The sequence below is a fragment of the Sulfitobacter sp. LC.270.F.C4 genome, from assembly GCF_032922545.1.
GTDB classification, from domain to species: domain Bacteria; phylum Pseudomonadota; class Alphaproteobacteria; order Rhodobacterales; family Rhodobacteraceae; genus Sulfitobacter; species Sulfitobacter profundi.
Genome location: NZ_CP136690.1, coordinates 141,236 through 158,121 on the forward strand (window position 1 = coordinate 141,236; position 16,886 = coordinate 158,121).

General features: G+C 61.4%; 16 protein-coding genes and 1 pseudogene. 8 read left to right on the forward strand and 9 right to left on the reverse strand.

Going from position 1 to position 16,886, the window contains the following annotated elements; genetic code table 11:
* Positions 1-48: 48 nt before the first annotated feature.
* The 6 genes from fdh3B to R1T45_RS03140 form a co-directional block, all read right to left on the reverse strand.
* Entirely contained in the window at positions 49-642 is a 594-nt protein-coding gene (gene fdh3B, locus R1T45_RS03115; RefSeq protein WP_067266580.1) for a formate dehydrogenase FDH3 subunit beta, read from the reverse strand.
* A 12-nt stretch (positions 643-654) separates the two neighbouring features.
* A complete protein-coding gene (locus R1T45_RS03120) occupies positions 655-3,642 on the reverse strand; it encodes a formate dehydrogenase subunit alpha (RefSeq protein ID WP_317389110.1) in 2,988 nt (995 codons plus the stop codon).
* Between the two features lie 103 nt (positions 3,643-3,745).
* The gene (locus R1T45_RS03125; RefSeq protein ID WP_120352438.1) at positions 3,746-3,958 is read right to left on the reverse strand and encodes a twin-arginine translocation pathway signal protein; all 213 of its coding nucleotides are present in this window, start codon (positions 3,956-3,958) and stop codon (positions 3,746-3,748) included.
* A gap of 65 nt (positions 3,959-4,023) precedes the next feature.
* The gene (locus tag R1T45_RS03130; RefSeq protein ID WP_132445427.1) at positions 4,024-4,632 is read right to left on the reverse strand and encodes a molecular chaperone; all 609 of its coding nucleotides are present in this window, start codon (positions 4,630-4,632) and stop codon (positions 4,024-4,026) included.
* Positions 4,629-5,270 carry a DUF3306 domain-containing protein gene (locus tag R1T45_RS03135; protein ID WP_317389111.1) on the reverse strand — a complete coding sequence of 214 codons (642 nt, stop codon included), beginning with the start codon at positions 5,268-5,270 and terminating at the stop codon, positions 4,629-4,631. Before R1T45_RS03135 ends, R1T45_RS03130 begins: the two co-directional genes overlap by 4 nt.
* Complete coding sequence (locus R1T45_RS03140) at positions 5,267-5,806, reverse strand: DUF3305 domain-containing protein (protein ID WP_120352458.1); 540 nt, start codon at positions 5,804-5,806, stop codon at positions 5,267-5,269. Before R1T45_RS03140 ends, R1T45_RS03135 begins: the two co-directional genes overlap by 4 nt.
* Before the next feature lie 380 nt (positions 5,807-6,186).
* Between R1T45_RS03140 and R1T45_RS03145 the strand changes: the two genes are divergently transcribed.
* From R1T45_RS03145 to R1T45_RS03165, 5 genes are read left to right on the forward strand one after another with little or no spacing between them, the layout of a single operon-like run.
* The gene (locus tag R1T45_RS03145; RefSeq protein ID WP_120352441.1) at positions 6,187-8,151 is read left to right on the forward strand and encodes a 4Fe-4S binding protein; all 1,965 of its coding nucleotides are present in this window, start codon (positions 6,187-6,189) and stop codon (positions 8,149-8,151) included.
* 25 nt (positions 8,152-8,176) lie between these two features.
* A complete protein-coding gene (locus R1T45_RS03150; protein ID WP_067628701.1) occupies positions 8,177-8,380 on the forward strand; it encodes a DUF6494 family protein in 204 nt (67 codons plus the stop codon).
* Between the two features lie 5 nt (positions 8,381-8,385).
* Positions 8,386-9,456 (forward strand): Mrp/NBP35 family ATP-binding protein, encoded by a 1,071-nt coding sequence (locus R1T45_RS03155; RefSeq protein WP_317389112.1) that lies wholly within the window; start codon positions 8,386-8,388, stop codon positions 9,454-9,456.
* Positions 9,453-10,169, forward strand: coding sequence for a biotin/lipoate--protein ligase family protein (locus R1T45_RS03160; RefSeq protein WP_317389113.1), 717 nt, complete (start codon positions 9,453-9,455; stop codon positions 10,167-10,169). The genes R1T45_RS03155 and R1T45_RS03160 overlap by 4 nt, the downstream gene beginning before the upstream one ends.
* Positions 10,166-10,651 carry a DUF6505 family protein gene (locus R1T45_RS03165; RefSeq protein WP_067628709.1) on the forward strand — a complete coding sequence of 162 codons (486 nt, stop codon included), beginning with the start codon at positions 10,166-10,168 and terminating at the stop codon, positions 10,649-10,651. Before R1T45_RS03160 ends, R1T45_RS03165 begins: the two co-directional genes overlap by 4 nt.
* A 42-nt stretch (positions 10,652-10,693) precedes the next feature.
* On the opposite strand, the pseudogene R1T45_RS03170 reads toward R1T45_RS03165, so the two are convergent.
* The 3 genes and pseudogenes from R1T45_RS03170 to R1T45_RS03180 form a co-directional block, all read right to left on the reverse strand.
* Positions 10,694-11,507 (reverse strand): annotated as a pseudogene (locus R1T45_RS03170) (substrate-binding domain-containing protein).
* Positions 11,504-12,214 carry an ATP-binding cassette domain-containing protein gene (locus tag R1T45_RS03175; RefSeq protein WP_317389198.1) on the reverse strand — a complete coding sequence of 237 codons (711 nt, stop codon included), beginning with the start codon at positions 12,212-12,214 and terminating at the stop codon, positions 11,504-11,506. Before R1T45_RS03175 ends, R1T45_RS03170 begins: the two are co-directional and overlap by 4 nt.
* Positions 12,214-12,918 carry an ABC transporter permease gene (locus tag R1T45_RS03180; protein ID WP_067628713.1) on the reverse strand — a complete coding sequence of 235 codons (705 nt, stop codon included), beginning with the start codon at positions 12,916-12,918 and terminating at the stop codon, positions 12,214-12,216. Before R1T45_RS03180 ends, R1T45_RS03175 begins: the two co-directional genes overlap by 1 nt.
* A 451-nt stretch (positions 12,919-13,369) precedes the next feature.
* On the opposite strand from R1T45_RS03180, the gene repA reads away from it, so the two are divergent.
* The 3 genes from repA to repC all read left to right on the forward strand — a co-directional run bounded on the left by repA (position 13,370) and on the right by repC (position 16,873).
* Positions 13,370-14,545, forward strand: a complete 1,176-nt coding sequence (gene repA / locus R1T45_RS03185) for a plasmid partitioning protein RepA (protein WP_120352309.1) — start codon at positions 13,370-13,372, stop codon at positions 14,543-14,545.
* A complete protein-coding gene (gene repB / locus R1T45_RS03190; RefSeq protein ID WP_317389114.1) occupies positions 14,545-15,540 on the forward strand; it encodes a plasmid partitioning protein RepB in 996 nt (331 codons plus the stop codon). Before repA ends, repB begins: the two co-directional genes overlap by 1 nt.
* A gap of 178 nt (positions 15,541-15,718) precedes the next feature.
* Positions 15,719-16,873 (forward strand): plasmid replication protein RepC, encoded by a 1,155-nt coding sequence (repC, locus tag R1T45_RS03195; RefSeq protein ID WP_317389115.1) that lies wholly within the window; start codon positions 15,719-15,721, stop codon positions 16,871-16,873.
* The last annotated feature ends 13 nt before the right edge of the window (positions 16,874-16,886 follow it).

The following is a 16,886-nucleotide window of genomic DNA, read 5'->3' on the forward strand; positions in this document are numbered from 1 at the left end:
ACAGATATGGAGAAAAGGGGCGACCCGGTCAGGCCGCCCCGAAAGCCGTTACTGGCCTTTTTGCTCGTAAGCCGTGCCCCAGCCCCAAGCGCCGGAGCCAAAGCCGCGCGCGACAACACGCTCGCGGTAGATGTCGGAGACCATGTCCCCGTCACCGGCCAGAAGCGCCTTGGTCGAACACATCTCGGCGCAGATTGGCAGTTTGCCTTCCGCGATCCGGTTGCGGCCGTACTTCTGGAACTCCGCCTGAGAGTGGTTTTCCTCGGGGCCACCGGCGCAGAAGGTACATTTGTCCATCTTGCCGCGGCTGCCGAAGTTGCCAGCCTGCGGATACTGCGGCGCGCCGAAGGGGCAGGCGTAGAAGCAGTAACCGCAACCAATGCAGAGGTCCTTGGAGTGCAGGACGATGCCATCGTCGGTCTGGTAGAAACAATCCACCGGGCAGACCGCCATACAGGGCGCGTCCGAGCAGTGCATACAGGCGACCGAGATCGAGCGTTCGCCCGGTTGGCCGTCTTGAATGGTTACCACGCGGCGGCGGTTGATGCCCCAAGGGACTTCGTGTTCGTTCTTACAAGCCGTTACACATGCGTTGCATTCAATGCAGCGCTCGGCATCGCAGAGAAACTTTGCTCTTGCCATTCTCTTGTCTCCTTACGCTGGCATAATCTTGCAGAGAGTCGCTTTGGTCTCCTGCATTTGCGTCACTGAATTGTAGCCGTAGGTCTGAACCGTGTTGGTGCTTTCGCCCAGAACGATCGGATCGGCCCCATCGGGGTATTTGTCCCGCAGGCTGACACCTTCCATGTGCCCGCCGAAGTGGAAGGGCATGAAGGCCACGCCCTCGCCCACCCGTTCGGTGACCATGGCCATCACCTTGATCTTGCCGCCCTCGGGCCCTTCGACCCAGACATCGGACCCGTCGCGCACGCCGAGGTTGTTGGCGTCACGGGTGTTGATCTCGATGAACATGTTCTGTTGCAGCTCGGCAAGCCATGGGTTCGACCGGGTCTCGTCCCCGCCGCCCTCATATTCGACCAGACGGCCAGATGTGAGGATGAGCGGGAATTCCTTCGAGAAGTCGTTCTTTTGGATCGAGGCATAAAGCGTCGGCACCCGCCAGAAGGTCTTGTCTTCGTAGGTCGGATAATCCGCCACCAGATCGCGCCGGTTGGAATAGAGCGGCTCGCGGTGTTTTGGCACCGGGTCGGGGAAGGTCCAGACCACGCAGCGGGCCTTGGCGTTCCCGAAAGGCGCGCAGCCATGTTCAATCGCGACCCGCTGGATGCCGCCCGAAAGGTCGGTCTTCCAGTTGATGCCACCGACTTGGGCCACGTAATCGGATTCCATCTCGCCTTGCTGCGAGGTTTCACCGACCTCTTCTTGGCCATCGTCCGCATTTTCAGGCTTCTCGTAACCTGCGACCGCTTCGATGATGGCGCGTTCCTCCGCTGTGAGATCGCCGTCCCAGCCCAAATCCGTCAGCATCTGCATCGTGAACTCAGGATAGCCGTCTTTGATCTCGGAGCCTTTGGAATAGACACCTTCAGCCAGCAGGTTTTCACCGTCACGTTCCACACCAAAACGGGCGCGGAAGGTCAGGCCGCCTTCGGCCACTGGCAGCGACAGATCGTAAAGGTTCGCCGTGCCGGGGTGGTTCATCTCGGGCGTGCCCCAGCAGGGCCATGGCATGCCGTAGTAATCGCCATCCGCCGGGCCGCCGTTGGCACGCAGAGTGGTTTTGTCGAAGGTGTGCTGGTTCTGCATGTGCATTTTCATCCGCTCGGGCGACTGCCCGGTATAGCCGATGGTCCACATGCCTTTGTTGAACTCGCGCGTCAGGTCTTCGATGAGCGGCTCTTCACCGTTCACTTCGATGTTGCGGAACATGCGATCATCAAAGCCGAACTTCTTGGCGAACTTATAGAGGATCGTGTGGTCCGGCAGGCTTTCAAACAGCGGCTCGACAACCTTTTCGCGCCACTGGAGCGAGCGGTTCGATGCGGTCACGGAACCGGAGGTTTCGAACTGCGTACAGGCCGGGAGCAGATAGGTGTTGTCGGTCCGATCGTGGAGAACGGCAGAGACGGTTGGGTATGGGTCGACCACAACCAGCAGGTCGAGCTTTTCCATCGCCGTTTTCATCTCACCCTGACGGGTCTGCGAGTTCGGCGCGTGGCCCCAGAGCACCATGGCTTTGGTGTTGTCGGGCTGCTCAAGGTTCTCACGGTCCTCAAGCACACCATCGATCCAACGCGACACCGGGATGCCGGTGAGGTTGATCATCTTTTGCTCTTCGCCCGCGCCATCGGTCCACGAGGCGAAGCGGCTCTGGATCCATTCCAGATCCTCACCCCAGACCCGCGCCCAATGCGCCCAAGAGCCATCGGACAGACCGTAGTAGCCCGGCAGCGTATCGGCCAGAACGCCAAGGTCGGTCGCGCCCTGCACGTTGTCGTGGCCGCGGAAGATGTTGGTGCCGCCACCGGCGGTGCCCATGTTGCCCAAGGCCAGCTGCAGAATGCAGTAAGCGCGGGTGTTGTTGTTGCCGTTGGTGTGCTGCGTGCCACCCATGCACCAGATCACTGTGCCGGGGCGGTGGTTGGCCAGTGTCCGCGCGACGCGCTGAAGCTGTTCGCCGGGCACGCCGGTGACGCGCTCAACCTCATCGGGGGTCCAGTTGGCGACTTCCTGACGGATTTCATCCATGCCCCAGACGCGGGTGCGGATGAATTCCTCATCCTCCCAACCGTTCTCGAAGATATGGTAGAGGATACCCCAGACCAGCGCCACGTCCGAGCCGGGACGCATCCGCACATATTCGTCGGCATGGGCCGCGGTGCGGGTGAACCGCGGATCGCAGACGATCAGCGGCGCGTTGTTCTCTTCTTTGGCTTTCAGCACGTGCTGCAGCGACACCGGGTGCGCCTCGGCGGGGTTGCCGCCGATGATGAAGATCGCGCGCGACTTGTGGATGTCGTTGTAGCTGTTGGTCATGGCGCCGTAGCCCCATGTGTTCGCCACGCCCGCCACGGTGGTGGAGTGACAGATCCGCGCCTGGTGGTCGACGTTGTTGGTGCCCCAATAGGCGGCGAACTTGCGGAACAGATAGGCCTGTTCGTTGGAGTGTTTCGCCGAGCCGAGCCAGTAGACCGAATCCGGACCGGAAGAGTCACGGATCGACAGCATCTGATCGCCGATCTCGTTGATCGCCTGCTCCCAAGAAATCCGCTGCCATTCGCCGCCGACTTTCTTCATCGGGTATTTCAGGCGGCGCTCACCATGGGCGTGCTCACGGACCGAGGCGCCCTTGGCGCAATGCGCGCCGAGGTTGAAGGGGCTGTCCCAACCGGGTTCTTGACCGAGCCAAACACCGTCCGACACTTCGGCGATGACGGTACAGCCGACCGAGCAATGGGTGCAGACGGATTTCTTGACTTCCATCTTTCCGCTGACGGCTGCGGTGGCGGCTGATGCCTGTTGCACGCTGCCCGCGGTGCCTGCGATTGCGGCAAGCCCGCCGATGGCAAGGCCCGAACCGCGCAGGAACGCGCGCCGGTCAATACCGCTGCGCGCCACATCGGACATGATGCCTGTCCGCTGCGCAGACCGCGCGACCCCATTGGTCTTTTTCCTCAACATATCTTCACTCCCTATGCGCGGGCTGGTCCCCGCCTGAGGTGGCTATTGAACGGCGGGTGTTATCGCCTTGCCAAGTTTTCGGGGCCTCGCCCCGGTTATCTGATCAGAACCGCGCGGCGGCGTAATAGGCCCGCGTGTGTTCGGTGTCTTGGATGCGGTCCGACGACAGGTCGGGGGCTTTGGCCGCTTCGGCCTCGGTCCCTGTGGTGGCCACGGCAACGGCGGCCAAGGGGGCGGCGGAGCCCGCGAATTTCAGGAAGTCGCGCCGGTCCTTGCGAACGGGTGCGTCGGTGGTACCCTCTGGCTTGCGTGTCATCTTCTCTCTCCTGTTACGTCTCTTGTTCAGGGGCGCGCGGCCCCGCCTGTCTCATCGCGGTGGGTCTAGTCGTCTTTGCTGAGCCGGAAGGCTTCTGCTTCAATCTGCATGAAGGCACGGCCAATTTTGCCCACGGGGGCATAGAAGACCGAGTTTTTCGCGCCTTCGAGGTCGGCAAAGAAGTGCCCAGCCCAAGGGGCGATATGCCGGTTGAAAAACGTCTTTTGCTGCGCCAGCGTCGCGGGGGACGCAAAACGGCCGGCGATCATCGCGCCCATCATTTCCATCAGCGACGCGATGTTGTCTTCGGGCTCAAACACATTCGCCGCCCGCTCAAGCCCGCGTGCAACCATATCTTGGCGCAGGGCGGCCAGCGGTTTTTCATTGAGAAATCCGGTGAGGTAAAAGCTTGCATAGGGCAAAAGCTCGCCCCGACCCAGCCCGATGAAAAGCCGATTGAACTCACTCTCGGCACCCGAGGGTTTGGTCTTGGCGGCGAGTTTCGACAGCGTCTTGAAGCCCTGCCCCAGCTCGCTGTCATCACCCGACAGGCCCGCGCATTGATCCAACAAGATCTGATCCGGCGGCCCGGAAAGGATTAGCCCCATGAAGTTGTAAAGGTCCGCGCGCAGGCGGTCTTCTTCGGGCAGGGGCGTCGCGGCCAATTGGGTCATGCGCTGCTACCTTCCATGTCCTGTGCCAGATCGCTGGCAAATTGAAACCGCATCCGGCGGTGGGTCGGCGCGGGCTGCGCCTCGGCTTCTTCTTCCGGGGCGGCATGATGCACCTCAAGGGGGGCATCTGGGGCCAGCGTCATTTCGGTCCGGCGGGGGCCGGGCACGACAACATCATGGGTCGACGCCAGAACGGGCGCGTCATTGTTGGCGCTCTCAACCGTCTCTCCCGGCGCTTCGGCCTCAGCGGTCAGCACCTCTTCGACCTTCGAGACCATGCCGCGGCCCACTTGATAGATCGTGTTAACCGGTTTCCCGGCTGTCGCCGCCGCTGTGTAATCGTCGTCGTAATCGTTCAACCCGTCAAGGCAGGCGAGCACCGGGTTGGTTTTCCAAAAGCTGCGCAGCGCGCGGGACTTGAGCCGTTGGGGCAGTTGCGCCTTGAGAAAGGCACGCAACTGTTCGCCGCTCACCAGATCCTCGGGCGCGGGCAGTTCGAACTCGGCCAGCAGGTCATCATCGCTGCGCTCGGCCAGCGCGGCTTCTTCAGCCTCTGCCACCTGCGCTGCGTGAACGCGCACTTCGGCTTCTGCCTCAGCCGCGACGGCGGCGCGGCGTTTCTGCCAAAAACCGCTCATGCCAGACGCTTTCGTTTCAGCGCGGGCGATGCATAGATGTCCGCAGGCTTTTCAATGCGCGGATCCCCGATCCCGTCTTGTTTAAGATCAGTGCGCAGACGATCCCGGCGGCGTTTGACGAAGGCTTCCTCTTGGTGGAACTCTTCGACGAACTCTTGCACCCATGCCAACAGACCCGGCGTCATCGCGACCTTTTCAACCACCTCTTCGGCGCTGTCGCAATAATCCTGCGCCTCATAGGGCGATGCTGTGACCAGCGCGAGTTTGAAGGGGCGGTCGGTTGCACCCGGAATGGGGCGCATCACAACATAGACACATGGCACATCCGCGCCGAGCCCGTGGACATAGGCTTCGGTCTCGGCTCCGTGGAGGTCCAGCTTGAGCGTGGCGGCGTGGTACTCGACGATCTCGCCGTCGCGGCGCAGCTCGCGCCAATCGGCCTCCCCGGCACCGGGCAGCACGGCGGTCGCTTTCCAGCTCCACTTGGCCCAACGGGTCACCCCCGGCGAGCGCCGCAGTACAATGCCCAAGGGCATCGTCCGATACATTGTCGGGTTGTGAATCAAATTGCTCCTCCGTTTCAACGACCTTCGCCTCTAAGGCTGGTCCGGGGAAGCGCAAATCCGCGCCAAAGCCCGAAAAAACCGGCTTTCGAGACAAGATGGCCCATCGGCTTGGCCCGCCAATGGCGCCTCGGCCTAATTGTCTAACTTGAGTATTTCGCTCGGAAAATGAGGGAATCGCAAATTTCGAATCACTGCCCCCGCTGACCGCTGTTTCTGCCTGCTTCACCGCCTAGGAGCAGCACCGCCGCGCCGCGAATTTCGGTTGTAGGGGGTGGCAAATCCCGTCTAGCTTGGGGCCTCTGCCCTGCCCAGATGGGCTGCGGAATGTCGTGCGAGATAAGGGAAAATTCATGGCCAAGACATTGATAACATGCGATTGCGCAGGGTCGCAGCGTATCGATTCCGATGCACTGGCCGAGCGCAGCGGTTTGGCGGTCGCGCCCCCCTGTTCGGCCCTCTGCACCACCCAGATCGACCGGGCGGCCAAGGCCCTGACCGCCGGGGACGCAATTTTATGCTGCACCCAAGAAGAGCGGGTCTTTACCGAATTGGCCGAGGAATTGGGCCTGCCCCCTGCCCCCCTCTTGGACCTGCGCGACCGGGCCGGATGGTCGGATGACCCCCGTGACAAACTACCCAAAATGTCCGCCCTTGCAGCCGAGGCGCTTTTGGACGCCCCGGCAGAGAAAACCATCGATGTCGGGTCCGAAGGGCTTTGCCTGATCGTGGGGCGCGGCCCGGCAGCGCTGGAGGCGGCGGCACAGCTCAAGGACCACCTGAGCGTCACGCTGTTGATGGACGACGCGGTGACACAGGCCGAGGACAATCTGCCCGAGGTGCGCGATTTTGACCTCATTTCCGGCAAGCTGCGCCGTGCCAAGGGCGCGCTTGGACAGTTCGAAGTGGTGATCGACGCGCTGCGGCAGGTCGACCCGCGTGGCCGGGGACCGCTCAACTGGACCGCGCCGCGCGACGGTGCGCGCAGCCAATGTGACATCATCATCGACCTGCGCGGCGAGACGCCGCTGTTCCCGGCGCATGAAAAACGCGAAGGCTACCTGCGCGCCGATCCCGGCCACCCGCCTGCCGTGGCCGCCGCCGTGTTGGCTGCCTCGCATCTCACCGGCACATTTGAGCAGCCGCTCTATGTCCGGACCGAGCCGCTGCTCTGCGCCCATTCCCGCGCGGGGCAAACCGGCTGCACCAATTGTCTGGACCTTTGCCCCACTGGCGCAATCACGCCCGACGGCGATCATGTTGCGATCGACCCGATGATCTGCGCGGGCTGCGGTGCCTGTTCCTCGGCCTGCCCCTCGGGTGCGATCAGCTATGACGCACCGCCCGTCGATTTCACCATGCGCCGGGTGCAGACACTGGCGCGCGCCTATCTCGAAGCGGGCGGCGAAGCGCCGCGCCTCATGGTCCATGACGCCCATGGCGCCGAGATGATCCGCCTTGCCGCACGCCACGGGCGCGGGCTGCCTGCCGATGTGGTGCCGATGGAGCTCGATGCGCTCGCCGCCTTTGGCCATGCTGAGGCGCTGGCCGCGCTCGCCGCCGGGTTCGCCCATGTCTCGCTTCTGCTTGGCCCCAAGGCCGACCGCGACGCGATTGAGACGCAGACCGCGCTGGCCCGCGCCATTGCGGGGGAAGCGCGGATGTCGCTGATCGACACCCCCGACCCCGAGGCGCTGACCGACATTCTTTATGACGGCGAGGCCCCTGCCCCCGTCGCCCAGCCGGTGCGCCCGATGGGCAGCCGCCGCCAGATCGCGCGGCAGGCGGCGCGGGCGCTCAACCCCGAGGCCGAGGTGCTGGACCTGCCCGAGGGTGCGCCCTACGGTGCCGTTCTGGTCGACAAGGATGCCTGTACGCTGTGTCTTTCCTGCGTATCGCTCTGCCCTTCGGGCGCGCTTGGCGACAACCCGGACTTGCCGCAACTGCGCTTTCAGGAAGACGCCTGCCTGCAATGCGGGCTCTGCGCCAATGTCTGCCCCGAGGATGCCATCACCCTCGCGCCGCGCCTCGACCTGACCGAAGCCGCGCTGAGCCAGCGCGTGCTGAACGAGGAAGAGCCCTTTGCCTGCGTCGAATGCGGAAGCCTCTTTGGTGTGAAATCCACCGTGGAGAAAATCACCGACAAGCTGCGCAGCCATTCGATGTTTGCCGACGAGGCAAAACTGCGGATGATCCAGATGTGCGATGACTGCCGGATCAATGCGCAGTATCACAGCACCAACAACCCGATGACCGGCAACGAACGCCCGCGCCCTCGGACCACCGACGATTATCTCTCCAAACGGCGCGACCACTAGGCCGCCCACAGCACAGGAGCCACCCATGAGCGAAGACTTCAACATGTCGATGCGCAAGTTTCTCAAACAGGTCGGCGTGACCTCGCAGCAGGCCATCGAAAAGGCCATGCGCGACCATGACACCAGCGGCAAAGAGTTTGCGGTCAAGGCCGTGATCACCATCCCCGAACTGGGCCTTGAGCACGAGATCGACGGCACCATCGCCGGCGCGGACAAGGGCGAGGCATAAGCGACGTGACAGCCAGCAGGGAAGCGGTCTTGACCGCCTTGAAGACCGTGACCGATCCGGCCACGGGGACAGACATCGTGGCCAGCGGCGTGATGCGCGCGCTGAATGTGGATGACGCGGGCGCGGTGCGTTTCGTGATGGAAATCCCGCCCGCCCAAGCCAAAGCCTATGAGGAGGCCAAGGCGCTGGCCGAAGCGGCGCTGGCGCAGGTCGAGGGGGTCTCGAAAGTCTCCATCGTGCTGACTGGCCACAGCGAGAAAGCCCCGCCGCCTGACCTCAAGCCTCAGCGCAAAGCGGAGCCAACCGGCCCGCAGAGGATCCCCGGCGTTGACCGGATCATCGCCGTCGCCTCGGGGAAGGGCGGCGTCGGCAAATCCACCGTTTCCGCGAACCTCGCCTGTGCGCTGGCCGCCCAAGGCCGCCGGGTCGGGCTGCTGGATGCCGATGTCTACGGCCCCAGCCAGCCGCGCATGCTCGGCGTCTCTGGCCGCCCCGCCTCGCCCGATGGCAAGACCATCCTGCCGATGCGCAACCACGGCGTTACCATGATGTCGATTGGCCTGATGACCAACGAAGACCAAGCCGTGGTCTGGCGCGGGCCGATGCTGATGGGCGCGCTGCAGCAGATGATGACGCAGGTGCAATGGGGCGCGCTTGACGTGCTGATCGTGGACCTGCCGCCCGGCACCGGCGACGTGCAGATGACGCTGGCGCAAAAGGCCCATGTGGATGGGGCGGTTATCGTCTCTACACCGCAGGATGTGGCTCTGATCGACGCGCGCAAGGGCATCGATATGTTCAACCAGCTGAAGGTGCCGATCCTCGGCATGATCGAAAACATGTCGACGCATATCTGCACCAATTGCGGCCACGAAGAGCATGTCTTTGGCCACGGCGGTGTCGCCTCCGAGGCCGAGAAATGGGGCGTGCCCCTGCTCGCCGAAGTGCCGCTTGATCTTCAGATCCGTCTCGCCTCGGACGGCGGTGCGCCGATCACCGTCAGCCAGCCGGACAGCAAACAGGCCGCGGCCTTTCACGCCATCGCCAAGCAACTCGTGGACGCTGGCGCCGCATGAGCGAACCGCTGTCCTTCCCCCCGCTGATGTCGGGCGAGGCGGTCGCGGGCGATGCGCTTGCCGCCGCCTGCGCCCGCGCGGCCGAGGGCTGCGATGCGGGTCTCATCACCTACCGGCTTGACGGGGCCGAGATGCAGGCGGCCTTGGTCTTTGCCCCCGAGGTGCCGCTGGCCCGCGCGGTGGCGATGCTGCCGCTCTGCGGGGTGGGCTTTCAAAACGCCCTCGGCGCGCTCTCGCCGCCCGAAGTCGCGGTGCAACTGGAATGGAACGGTGGCATCCGCGTGAACGGTGCGGCCTGCGGCGCGCTGCGGATGATGGCCTCGACAACCGATCCGGCGGCGGTGCCCGATTGGCTCGTCGTCGGTTTCACCCTGCCGCTCTACCCTGCGAACGACCCTGACATGGCGCAAACGGGTCTAAACCCGGATCAAACCGCGCTCTATGCCGAAGGCTGCGCAGAGGTGCAGCCCCCTGCCCTTGTCGAATCCTGGGCGCGGCACACGCTGCATTGGATCAACCGCTGGGAAGACCTCGGCCCTGCCAGCCTGCATGGCGAATGGCGCGGCTTGGCCTACGGGATCGACGAAGAGGTGACCGCGCAGGGCGCAAGCGGTACATTCATCGGTGTCGACGAGGACTTCGGCATGTTACTGCGCGCGGGACAGACGACCCGCCTGATCCCGCTCACCACCTTATTGGAGCCCGCACCATGACCCTCAAACTTGCCCGCGCGATCCATTTCGATGAGAGCGACCGCAACGTCTTCGCCTCACCCGCCCGCACCGGGGAATGGTGCATCTCTGGCGGATTCGAGTTTTCCGATTGGACCGAGGGCGACCTGACTGGCAAAGCCCGCCAAGCCTTCGCCAACGGCTGGCTCGGGCTCGAAACCTTCGGCCGCGTGACCTTTGTCGCCGTGACCCAGATTGAAGAAGCCGAGGTAGAGACCCTCGCCGCGCTCCTGGCGCAGCATTTCGTCACCTACTACGGTGCACCTTCGGTCGATGCCGCGCGTCCCGTGGCGAAAGAGGAGTTGGCGCAGATGATCGACCTCTGCGCCGATCACGCGCCCAACTGTCTGCTCACCGTGGCGCGCGAGTTGACCGACGCGGGCGTCCGTGAAAGCTTTCGCATGATCCAGCCGCAGGATGCAGGACTAGAGCAATTCGCGATCCACGGCGACCTGCCCGAGTGAACCATCCGCGCCGGTTTGGGCGCGGATGGTCTCTAACTCAGGTTATTCGGCACCTTCCGCGTTGAACACGAATAGTGTCTCACCATTGATCTTATAGTCGTTGATCAGCGCTTTCGCCCGGTCCGATGTCAGCCAGTCTTCGAGCTTCAGAGCCAGATCATTTTTGACATGGCCGTGACGCTCGGGGTTCACCGGCAGATAGGCATATTGGTTAAACAGAACCGGATCGCCCGCATAGAGCAACGCCAGATCCCCCTTATTGCCGAAGTTCAGCCAGCTTGCCCGGTCCGACATCACATAGGCAGGCATCCCCGAGGCGGTGTTGAGCGCCGCCCCCATGCCTGCCCCGACGGCGCTATACCAATCGCCGAACTCTGCCGGATCGACCCCCGCTTCAGCCCAAAGCGACAGTTCTTTCTTATGGGTGCCGCTGTCGTCCCCTCGGCTCACGAAATCAGAACTCTTTGCCGGCGATTGCGCTCAATGCTTCGGTGGCCGCACCCGAGGATGCGATGCCCGCCGGATCGCTTTTTGGACCGATGAAGACGAAATCGTTGTACATGATTTCCGTTCGGTGGCTGCCGAACCCCGCGTCGACGAAAGCCTCCTCGGCTTTGCGCGAATGGACCAGGATCGCGTCCACGTCCCCGGATTCGCCTAGCTTGATCGCCTGTCCGGTCCCGACGACCAACAATTGCACATCGAGATCAAGATCCGCTGCGATCTGAGGCAAGAGAACATCCGCGAGACCGGAGTTATTGAACGATGTCGTCACCGCCATTTTCATCACGTCCGCGGCCTGCGCCGCACCGCTCATCGCCAGCGCGGAAATTGCGCCTACAATCCAATGTTTCATTCTACGATATCTCCTCTTAAAAATGCCTGGGCCTCTGGGGTCTCAGGTCGGTTGAAAAACATAGTCGCGGGACCGGCCTCATGCAGACGGCCCCCCAGAAGGAACAAGACATCGTCGGCCAAACGGCGGGCTTGACCGTGGTCATGTGTCGAAAGGATCAGCCGCGTGCCCGCAGATTTCGCCGATTGCAAAATCGCCTCGATCTCGCGGGTCGCACGGCCATCCAATGCGGCACAGGGCTCATCAAGAAACAGCAGCTTGGGCTTGCAGATCAGGGCGCGGGCGAGGGCGAGTTTCTGCTGTTCGCCGCCCGATAGCACAGGGGCTGCGCGCCCCAAAAGCGGCTCTAACCCGACGCGCGCGGCCCATTCCTCCGCCGCCTGACGGGCCTCTGCCTTTGCGACACCACGCAGGCGCAACGGATAGACAAGGTTCTCCAAAACCGTGCGCCGGAGCATGACGGGCCGCTGGAAAACGAACGCCTGATGATGCCGCGCCTCTTCGGTCGTGCAGGCCCAATCGATCCGCCCCGCAGAGAGCCGCGCGGTGCCATGCAGCAATTGCAACAGCGTGGTTTTGCCCGCGCCGTTCGGGCCGATAACGACCGTGGCGCCCTGCCCGTCTAGCGTCAGATCAATCGGTCCCACCAGCCGTTGCCCGCGTCTGCGGCTTTCGATCGCGCTGGCCTGCATCGGGAAAAGCTGCATCACCACCGGCCCTCCCGTTCGGTGCGGCCCAGCCAATGGATCGCGAGATTCACCGCCACGGCCAGCCCGATCAGTACGAAACCGAGGGCGAGCGCCAAGGCAAACTCACCCTTTCCGGTCTCAAGCGCGATCGCGGTGGTCAGCACCCGCGTCGCGTGGTCGATATTGCCCCCGACGATCATGATCGCCCCCACCTCTCCAATCGCGCGGCCAAAACCTGCGAGCGCGGCAGTGAGGAGCGCACGGCGGGAATCCCAAAGCAGGGTCCGTATCTTTTGGCCCTGCGTGACATTCATCGAAATCAACAGATCATGATATTCCTGCCAAAGTTCGCGGATCGACTGATGCGCGATTGAGGCAATGAGCGGCACGATAATGATCACCTGCGCTATGATCATCGCCGTGGGGGTAAAAAGCAGCCCCAACACGCCAAGGGGCCCGGAGCGGGAAAGGACCACATAAACGATGAGCCCCACCACGACCGGCGGCAGCCCCATGAGCGCATTTAAAACCGCGATCACCAAGCGCCGTGCGCGAAACCGTTTTACGGCGACCAATGCCGCGAGGGGGAGGGCAATCAGGCAGGCAACGACCAAGGCGGAGACGGTCACCTGCAATGACCGACCGGCGATCTCAACCAACTCGGGATCAAGCGTGAAGACAAGCCAAAAGGCCTGCGTCAGTCCGCTCCAAATATCGACCATCCCGCAGTGGCCTCCCCCGACTTGGGGCCCAAAGCCCCCTTTTCCCGCACAGTGTCAGGACTGACCTGCCGACGCCAGAGCCACCGGGACCGAAATTGCCGGAAGAGACAGACTGGCTTGAAACTCACCGTGATCTCGGCCGCGCAAGGTCAGGATGACCCATCCCATGATTCTCGCAAATCGGGTATGTGGCTCTAACTACGGCAAAACCGCGAAATGCTGGCCATCCAGCTCATGATGAGCTCATTCTCATTTCCAAGGATAGTTTTAACAAATAATTACAGACCCTTAGACGTAAAAGCCCGGACTATCTTTGATCGTAGCTTCGACTATCGATGCCGTCTTTCCCTCTCCTCGCGCAAGAATCTATTGCACGCATCGCTTTAATGGCATTAAGTAACGGAAACAAAAGCGCTACCGAATAATAGCGTTACTGAGAGCGAGGGCAGATGTGACGGACACTGTACACATCAATACACGGATCCGCCGTAATGCGGAAACGCTTTCCGAGGCGTTGGAAAGTCACATGTTGAAGGTCTTTGCGCCCGACGCGCGCAAGGAGCTACGCCGCTTTTCAGCCGGAGAAGCGGCTGAATTGCTTGGAATTTCTACCAGCTTCCTTCGCAAACTCCATTTCGACAATAAGGTCGTTGACGTTCAGACAAGCCCGGGCGGGCGGCGGCATTACAGTGCTGAAGATCTGCTCTCGATCCGGCGCACGCTTGAATCAACGGCCAAATCGCGCGGTGCCTACCAGCGTGGCCGTCGTGACGGGGACAAACTGCAAGTATTGTCCTTTTTGAACTTCAAAGGCGGCAGCGGAAAGACGACGAGCGCAATCCATGCGGCGCAACGACTGGCCTTGAAGGGCTACCGTGTGCTCTGCGTCGATATTGACCCGCAAGCGTCTCTAACAACGCTTTTTGGCTATCGGCCAGAGTATGATTTCCTGAACTCGGGGACCATCTACGATGCCATCCAATATGACGATCCGGTCCCTTTGGCCGATGTCATTCAGAAAACATTCTTTACTGGCATTGATCTTGCTCCCGGCGGGTTGATGCTTCAGGAGTTTGAGCATGAAACCCCGCAAGCTCTGCTGAACAACACCCAGCCAGCATTTTTCGCCCGGTTGGCGACCTCTCTGCAGGACGTAGAGCAAGATTACGACGTGGTTATCTTCGATTGCCCGCCGCAACTGGGGTACCTCACGATGTCGGCGCTTTGCGCCTCGACGGGCGTGTTAATCACAGTGGTCCCAAACATGCTCGACGTCGCATCGATGTCGCAGTTCCTGCAGATGAGCGCGGACCTGCTTGATGTGGTCTCTAATGCAGGAGCAAGCATGGAATTTGATTTCCTGCGTTTCCTGATAAATCGGTACGAGCCGAATGATGGGCCGCAACAGCAGGTTCTATCCTTCCTGCGCCAGCTCTTTGACGAGGAAGTCATGGTCGCACCAATGCTGAAATCCACCGCGATTTCGGATGCTGGGCTAACGCATCAGACGATTTATGAGGTCGACCGCTCTCAGTTTCACCGGTCGACCTATGACCGGGCGGTGGATTCACTCAATCTTGTGAATGATGAGATCGAAAGCATGATCCAGAAAGCATGGGGGCGGTAATGGCACGTAAAGGCATTTTATCTTCTGCACCGGCGAATGTTGAGAAGCCGGAGAAGCCTAAATCCCCCTCGATAGAGCCTAATAAGAGCCGGGGTAAGGCCAGTTTAATGCCGCGCGGCGCGGTGGGGGCGCTTCAGTCTTCGTTGAACCGGATGCAAGAAAACGCGGTTCAGGAAATGGACGGTAATCTGATCGACATGGCAGGTGTCGAAGACCGTTTAGGCACTGATACGCAGGCTCAGAAGCAGCTGCATGACAGCCTCAAGACTTACGGGCAGCAGGTTCCTGTGCTCGTTCGGCCCCACCCCAAAACCCCCGGACGGTTTGAGATTGTCTACGGGCGGCGGCGGCTTCAGGCACTGAAAGCGCTTGCGATGCCCGTCAAGGCGATGGTTCGCCAGTTGGACGACCATGCTCTGGTGATGGCGCAGGGGCAGGAGAATACCGCGCGACAGGACCTGTCGTTTATCGAAAAAGCGAGCTTTGCTGCTCAGTTAGACGTGGGCGGGCATGATCGGCAGACAATCGCAGACGCGCTGTCGATCGATCTGCCGATGGTCAGTCGCATGCTCAAAGTTGGTCATGCGTTCGAGCTACCTTTTTTGCGCCAGATCGGTTCTGCCCCGTCCATCGGCCGGGACCGCTGGATGGCTTTGGTCAAATTCTTTGAGCAATCCGCAACAAAAGCGCGGGCGGACAAACGGATGTCGCGGGCCGACTGGGAAGGGTTCAATTCAGATGAACGGTTCGAGGCGATCTTTGCCGAAGCCTCAGCTCAGCCCGAGAAAGCTGCCACCTCCCCTGCCCCATCGGCCAAGCCCCGCACCCTGCGGAGCCGTAATGGCAAGGCTTTGGCGGACATTCGCAGCGGCAAGCGTGGGGTGACGGTGACCGTCCCTGCCCGTGCAGCCGAGGGATTTGATACATGGCTCGATGCGCATGCAGAAGAGCTTTTGCAAGAGATTCACGACCGCTGGCAAAAGACCCGCGCGTGAGAAATTGAGGAAGTAGCAACAGGAGGCACATCCAAGACCACAAAAAAAAAGCCCCCCAGGATAAATCCCGGAAGGCCCTTCTCAAACTTTGCACCTTCGAGATAGCCCCAAAGATTTATCGATGTCAACTCTACCCGATGGGATAGGGCCGGTATTTTGTTGTCTTTCGTGATTTTAAATGGAAAACACGTTCCGAACTGGGTTCGGGCGGCCGAAATCGGCTACCCAAGTGTCATGCGAGGGGCCGGACAAATGGGCTTTGCTCGACCGGCTGACAACTGCGGCTGACTGTTTTGAATTGTCGCACCGCACCCTCACCGTATTGAAGGCGTTGCTCAGCTTTCTGCCGCGCCGTCATATTCCAGACGGCGCGGCAGGGATCGTATTTGCCTCGAACGCCCGGCTGTCGGAGCGGTTGCACGGGATGCCTGAAAGCACGCTTCGGCGGCATCTTGCACAGCTTGTCCGTGTCGGGCTTATTGCCCGGCACGATAGCCCCAATCGCAAACGCTTTGCACGAAACCGGGGCGGCGCGATTGCGCTGGCCTTTGGCTTTGACCTCTCCCCCCTTGTCGTTCAGTCAGATATGATAGAGACAGCCGCTCAGGCAGCCGAAGCGCACAGTGAGCGCCTGCAAGCGCTGAGGGACCGGGTGCTTGTTCTGAGGCACGCGCTGATCCGTCAGGGTGGCGCTGAGGGGGTGGCAAATGAGGCGGGGCGTGTCCTTCGGCGCAAGCCGGATGAAGCGGCATTGACCCTTCTTGAGAGTGCATTACGTGAGGCGCTTGAGAGCACGGCCACCATTGTTGATGAAGCCGAAGCAGAACCGGTTTCCCCTGCCCCATCTACAGAACAAATGAGCGCCAGCGACGGCGAAAATGAGCGGCACATACAGGATTCAATTAAATCCTATTTTGACTCTGAACAGCAGAGCGGTCCGAAAGACGCCCTCCCTCACTCGGCTGACAACATTGACAGTGAAGACAACGAGCCAAAGAAAGGGGTCACTTTTGCTGAGGTGGTCGCTGCTTGCAAAGAAGTTCAAAGCTTCTTCCCAGAAGCGATGCGCAATTGGAGTGACATTGTACGGATCGGAGATCAGATTGCCCCAATGCTGGGGATTGACCTGCCGGTCTTAAATGAGGCAAAACGGGACATGGGTGCGGAGAGCGCAGCGGTGACAGTCCTTTGTCTGTTAGAGAAAGCCGCGACCATCCGAAGCCCGGGCGCATATCTTCGCCGTTTGACCCAAATGGCCCGTAATGGCGCTTTTTCCCTTAATCCCATGGTGGCAGCACTGGTAAATCAGCGCAATTGTCAGCTGACAATTTGAAAAACTACGGTTT